Genomic DNA, 5,491 nt, shown 5'->3' on the forward strand with positions numbered 1-5,491 from the left:
GTCCACCCCCGTGTGCGCCCGGGCCTGCTTGACCACGACCTCGGCACCGCTCGACACCTCCCGGCCGAGGAACACCCCGCCCTTCGCGCCGTGCCGGACGGCGGCGGTCAGCGCGTACCGCCCGGCCAGCAGCACCCCGCCCCGGCGCTTCGCCCCGGCCGAAGGGGCCGCGGCGGAAGCGGAAGAAGGGGCAGGCACGGAGGGAAGCGCCTTGCCGGAAGAAGGGGCAGCGCCGGAAGAAGGGGCAGGAACGCGCGGCGAGGACGACGCGGGCGGCCTGGCCGTGCGCCGGAAGCCGCCGGCGGTGACGTCCCGGTCACCGCCGCCTCCCCGGCCTCCGGCACCGGTCAGTGCCGCCCGCGTCGTCTCCGGCCACGAACCCGCCGCATCCGGTCCGCGCTCCACCGATCCCCTGCCCCCGGCCGCACGCAGCGATGTGCCCGCCCTCATTCGCCACCACATCCCTTCGTCTCCGCCGCCGCGCCGGGTGCCCACTGCTCGCGGCACCCGGCGCGGCGGCCCGGCCCGATCGGTTTCCCCGGAGGGGGCGGCGGTGCCGCCCCGGCACGGGAGTGCCCACCCGGATCCCGTCCGGCCCGCGCGGCATCCGCCCGACTCCGGGTCGTGGCTGCCGCCGGTGCAACTCCCGTTCGCAGGAGTGAAGTTACTTTCGAGCCAACCGAAGCCTCAACGCAGAGCCGGTCACTTCACTCGTAAGGGTGATCAAGGCGTGGTTTCGAATTCGTACGAGAACCCTGCTGTGAGTAACGGGTGCCCGGCGCGCGGCCGCGTACGGAGCGCACGGGCCCGTCGGGCGCCTCCCGTCACAGATTGACGCGCACCCGTACGCCCACAGCTCCCGCGTCCGAACAGCCGCGGCGACTCCCCCGGCAGCCCGCCGAACGGCCGAGGCCCGACCGCGCCCGCGCGCACGGTAGTCTCGACAGGTGCCGAAACTGTCCGACGTCATCACCGCGCTCGAAGAGGTCTACCCGCCGCAGTGGGCGGAGTCCTGGGACGCCGTCGGCCTGGTCTGCGGGGACCCTCAGGCCGAGGTCGACCGCGTGCTCTTCGCCGTCGACCCCGTCCAGGCGGTCGTCGACGAGGCCGTGGAGTGGGGCGCCGACCTCGTGGTCACCCACCACCCCCTCTACCTGCGCGGCACCACCAGCGTCGCCGCCACCACCTTCAAGGGCCGGGTGGTGCACACGCTGATCACCAACGGCATCGCCCTGCACGTCGCCCACACCAACGCCGACCACGCCGACCCCGGCGTCTCGGACGCGCTCGCCGAGGCGGTGGGCCTGCGGGTCACCGGCCCGCTGGTACCGGACCCGACCGACCCGCTGGGCCGCCGCGGCACCGGCCGGATCGGCCTGCTGGAACCCCCGCTGACCCTCTCCGACTTCGCCGCGCAGGTGGCGAAGGGCCTGCCCGCCACCGCCGCCGGCGTCCGCGTCTCCGGCGACCCGACCCGGCTGGTCAGCCGGGTCGCGGTGTGCGGCGGCTCGGGCGACAGCCTCTTCGCCGACGTCCGGTCGGCCGGCGTGGACGCCTACCTGACCGCCGACCTGCGTCACCACCCGGCCTCCGAGGCCGCCGAGGCGGCGCCCGTCGCGCTGCTCGACGCCGCCCACTGGGCCACCGAGTGGCCCTGGCTCACCCTGGCCGAGCGGGCCCTGCTGGCCGTCGCCGACACGCGCGGCTGGGCCGTGGAGACCAAGGTCTCCCACCGGGTCACCGACCCGTGGACCGCGCACGCCCCCATGTCCTTCACCGCCTGACCCGATTCACAGGAGCTCTCCGCTTGAACGCCGCGCCCGCCGACCAGATCCGCCTGCTCGACCTCCAGGCCATCGACTCGAAGCTCGACCAGCTGGCCCACCGGCGCCGGAGCCTGCCCGAGCACGCCGAGATCGACAAGGCCACCGCCGACCACACCGCGCTCAAGGACCTCGTCGTCGCCGCCGAGGCCCAGAAGGGCGACACCGCCCGCGAGCTGACCAAGGCCGAGCAGGACGTCGAGCAGGTCCGCTCCCGTGCCGCCCGCAACCAGCAGCGCCTGGACTCCGGCGCGATCACCTCGCCGAAGGACCTGGAGAACCTCCAGCACGAGATCGGCTCGCTCGCCAAGCGCCAGGGCGACCTGGAGGAGGTCGTGCTGGAGATCATGGAGCGCCAGGAGAGCGCCAACACCCGGGTCGAGGAGCTGTCCGCCCGCCTGGAGCACTCCACCATCGTGCTCAAGGAGGCCGAGGGCCGCCGCGACGCCTCCTTCGCCGAGATCGACGGCGAGGCCGACAAGGTCAAGCGCGACCGCGAGACCGTCGCCACCGTCATCCCCGCCGACCTGCTGAAGGTGTACGCCAAGCTGCGCGAGACCCAGGGCGGCGTCGGCGCGGCCCGCCTCTACCAGCGCCGCTGCGAGGGCTGCCGCACCGAGTTCTCCATCACCGAGCTGAACGCCATCAAGGCCGAGCCGGCCGACAAGGTGGTCCGTTGCGAGAACTGCTCGCGGATCCTGGTCCGCACCTCCGACTCGGGCGTCTGAGCCGGTGACGGCGCGTTTCGTCGTCGAGGCTGACGGCGGGTCCCGGGGCAACCCGGGGCCGGCCGGCTACGGCGCGGTGGTCCGTGACGGGGACACCGGGCAGATCGTCGCCGAGGCCGCCGAGTTCATCGGCCACGCCACCAACAACGTGGCCGAGTACAAGGGCCTGATCGCCGGGCTCAAGGCGGCCCGCGAGCTGGACCCGGACGCCTCGGTGGACGTCCGGATGGACTCCAAGCTGGTCGTCGAGCAGATGTCCGGGCGCTGGAAGATCAAGCACCCGGACATGCAGCCGCTCGCCGCCGAGGCGCGCACCGTCTTCCCGCGCGCCCGGGTCACGTACACCTGGATCCCGCGCGAGCGGAACAAGGACGCCGACCGGCTGGCCAACGAGGCGATGGACGCGGGCAAGGCCGGGCGCCAGTGGGAGCCCCGCAAGCCGGCGGCCGCCGTCGAGGAACCCCCGCTGGAGACCGCCGCGCCCAAGGCCGGCTGGGCGGCCCCGGCCGACCTCGGAACCCCCACCACCTTCGTCCTGCTGCGTCACGGCGAGACCCCGCTCACCCCGGAGAAGCGCTTCTCCGGCAGCGGCGGCAGCGACCCGGAGCTCTCCGACAAGGGCCGCTGGCAGGCCGAGCGGGCCGCCGAGGCGCTGGCCGCGCGCGGCAGCGTCCAGGCGGTCGTCGCCTCCCCGATGCGCCGCACCCGGCAGACCGCCGAGACCGTCGCCGCCCGGCTCGGCCTGGAGATCCGGTACGAGGACGGGCTGCGCGAGGTCGACTTCGGCGACTGGGAGGGCCTGACCTTCGCCGAGGTGAGGGAGCGGTACCCGGACGACCTGACCGCCTGGCTCGGCTCCGCCAAGGCCAGGCCGACCGGCAGCGGCGAGAGCTTCACCACGCTCACCCACCGGGCCGGCGTCGCCCGGGACAAGATCCTCGCCCGGTACGCGGGGAAGACCGTCCTGGTGGTCTCGCACGTCAGCCCGATCAAGACCCTGGTCCGGCTGGCGATCGGCGCCCCGCCGGACTCCATGTACCGGATGGAGCTGTCCGCCGCCTCGATCTGCGCCGTCCAGTACTACGCGGACGGCAACGCCTCGCTGCGGCTGCTCAACGACACCTCGCACCTGCGCTGACCCGCCGGTCACGGACGTGCTCAGTGCACGTCCGTGACCACCACGTCCAGCTGCCACGGCTTGCGCGCCGTGCCCTCCGCCGCGAGCTCGACCTGGTGGCCCAGCTCCAGCAGCGCGTCCATCAGCTCGCCGGGGGTCTTCGGCTCTGCCCCGGCGAGCAGCAGGTCCCGGACGATCCGGCCCTTGGTCGCCTTGTTGAAGTGGCTGACCACGGTGCGCTTGCCGTCGCGCTCCTGGAGCACCCGGACGGTCGCGGTCCGGGAGGCCACCTCGCCGGCCGGCTTCCACGCCGCCGCGTACGCGGAGCTGCGCAGGTCCAGCACCAGCCCGTCCGCGACCTCCGGGAGCACGGGAGCCGTCACGCTCCGCCAATACGCGCCGAGCGCCCCCAGCTCCGCGAGCTTCACGCCCATCGAGCAGCGGTAGGACGGGATCCGGTCGGAGATCCGCACGGCGCCCCAGAGGCCGGAGAAGACCAGCAGCGAGCGCTCGGCCCGGTCGTACGCGGCGGCGTCCAGGGTGGCCAGGCCGAGGTTGTCGAACAGCACCCCGGTGTACACCTCGCCCGCCGGGCGGGCCCCGGCCGTCGGCAGTCCGGCGTTCTTGGCGATCTCGCCGCGCAGGCCGGGGGAGAGACCGAGCACCTCGGCGGCGGTGTCCTCGTCGCCCCGGCACAGGCGCACCAGCGCGTCCAGTACCGCGCCGCGCGCCGCCGTCAGCCCGGGCAGCGACAGCCGCTCCAGCGCCACCGGTCCGCCGTCCCCGGATCCGGCCTTGCCCTCCGAGGGCGGCAACAGCACCAGCACAGCGGACTCCTCGACGATCTGTGGCACACGAACCCCGCAACCCTACTGCGCCCGCCGTACGGACCCCGCCCTCGCGACCGCCCCCTTGCCCTGGCCCCGCAGCGGGCGGGCGGGCGCGGCAGGCAATTCGGTGGGGCACCCGGGCGTTCACCAGTACGGTGAGCGGCGAGGAGAGTGAGTGCGATGACCCTGCGACCCCTGGACCTGGTGCCCGGCGACGACGACGCCGTGGAGGAGTCCCTGTCCGTGCGCCTGCCCGCCGGCCTGCCGGCCGAGACCCGGACGGCGCTGGAGTTCGCGCTGCGGGCGGCCGCGCAGGCGGTGATGGCCGGGCGGGTACGGGTGACCGGGGCGCCGGACGGCGCGGACACCGCCGAACTCGCCTTCGAGGTCCGCCAGTCCGACGTCCCCAGGGCGCTCACCGGGCCGACCGCTCCGGAGGCCGGTCGGGAGGCTGGTCGGGAGGCCGGTCGGGAGGCCGGTCGGGAGAGCAGGGCCGAGCGCCGGGCGGCCATGGTGGCCCGGATCCGCACCGCCAACGCGGAGACGCTGGAGAGGCTCAAGGACCTGTGACCGAGTACCTGGACCTCGACGACGTCACCTACCTCGCCGGCGGTCCGGAGACCGTCCGCGACCTCGGCGGCCTGCTCTCGGCGATCGCCCGCCCGCAGGCGAGCCTGTTCGGCGAGGACGCCTACCCGGACCTCTGGTCCAAGGCGGCGGCCCTCGGCCAGAGCCTGGCCCGCAACCACCCCCTGATCGACCGCAACAAGCGCACCGCCTTCGAGGCGATGCTGCTGTTCCTGGACTACAACGGCGAGCCGTACACCGACCCGCACCCGGACGACGCCGTGGCCTTCATGCTCCGGCTCGCCACCGGGGGCTACGACGACGCGGTCGCGCTCGCCGCCAAGGACCTGAAGTCCCTGCTGGGGCGGTGAGCCCCTTGCCGGGGCTCCCGGGCCGCGCCGCCCCCCCCCCCCCGGGCGGGGGGGG

Annotated in this window: 7 protein-coding genes; 5 read left to right on the top strand and 2 right to left on the bottom strand. The window is 74.5% G+C overall.

What is annotated here, in order from left to right; translation table 11 throughout:
- On the bottom strand, positions 1-198 hold a 198-nt coding region (locus tag ACIQOV_RS25485; RefSeq protein WP_401052186.1), incomplete at its 3' end, for a hypothetical protein.
- Between the two features lie 749 nt (positions 199-947).
- Between ACIQOV_RS25485 and ACIQOV_RS25490 the strand changes: the two genes are divergently transcribed.
- Genes ACIQOV_RS25490 through ACIQOV_RS25500 form a run of 3 tightly spaced genes read left to right on the top strand, consistent with a single transcriptional unit; the run spans position 948 to position 3,689 of the window.
- On the top strand, positions 948-1,784 hold the full coding sequence (locus tag ACIQOV_RS25490) for a Nif3-like dinuclear metal center hexameric protein (RefSeq protein WP_401052188.1): 837 nt from the start codon (positions 948-950) through the stop codon (positions 1,782-1,784).
- Between the two features lie 23 nt (positions 1,785-1,807).
- Positions 1,808-2,551 carry a zinc ribbon domain-containing protein gene (locus tag ACIQOV_RS25495; RefSeq protein ID WP_387689403.1) on the top strand — a complete coding sequence of 248 codons (744 nt, stop codon included), beginning with the start codon at positions 1,808-1,810 and terminating at the stop codon, positions 2,549-2,551.
- A gap of 4 nt (positions 2,552-2,555) precedes the next feature.
- The gene (locus tag ACIQOV_RS25500; RefSeq protein ID WP_401052191.1) at positions 2,556-3,689 is read left to right on the top strand and encodes a bifunctional RNase H/acid phosphatase; all 1,134 of its coding nucleotides are present in this window, start codon (positions 2,556-2,558) and stop codon (positions 3,687-3,689) included.
- A 20-nt stretch (positions 3,690-3,709) separates the two neighbouring features.
- Here the strand turns inward: ACIQOV_RS25500 and yaaA are convergent, their stop codons facing one another.
- A complete protein-coding gene (yaaA, locus tag ACIQOV_RS25505; protein WP_401052193.1) occupies positions 3,710-4,495 on the bottom strand; it encodes a peroxide stress protein YaaA in 786 nt (261 codons plus the stop codon).
- 183 nt (positions 4,496-4,678) lie between these two features.
- On the opposite strand from yaaA, the gene ACIQOV_RS25510 reads away from it, so the two are divergent.
- Complete coding sequence (locus ACIQOV_RS25510) at positions 4,679-5,068, top strand: hypothetical protein (RefSeq protein WP_401052195.1); 390 nt, start codon at positions 4,679-4,681, stop codon at positions 5,066-5,068.
- On the top strand, positions 5,065-5,436 hold the full coding sequence (locus tag ACIQOV_RS25515) for a type II toxin-antitoxin system death-on-curing family toxin (RefSeq protein ID WP_359896904.1): 372 nt from the start codon (positions 5,065-5,067) through the stop codon (positions 5,434-5,436). Before ACIQOV_RS25510 ends, ACIQOV_RS25515 begins: the two co-directional genes overlap by 4 nt.
- Positions 5,437-5,491: the final 55 nt, after the last annotated feature.

It is taken from the genome of Kitasatospora sp. NPDC091257, from assembly GCF_044757675.1.
Classification (GTDB): Bacteria; Actinomycetota; Actinomycetes; order Streptomycetales; family Streptomycetaceae; genus Kitasatospora; species Kitasatospora lactacystinica.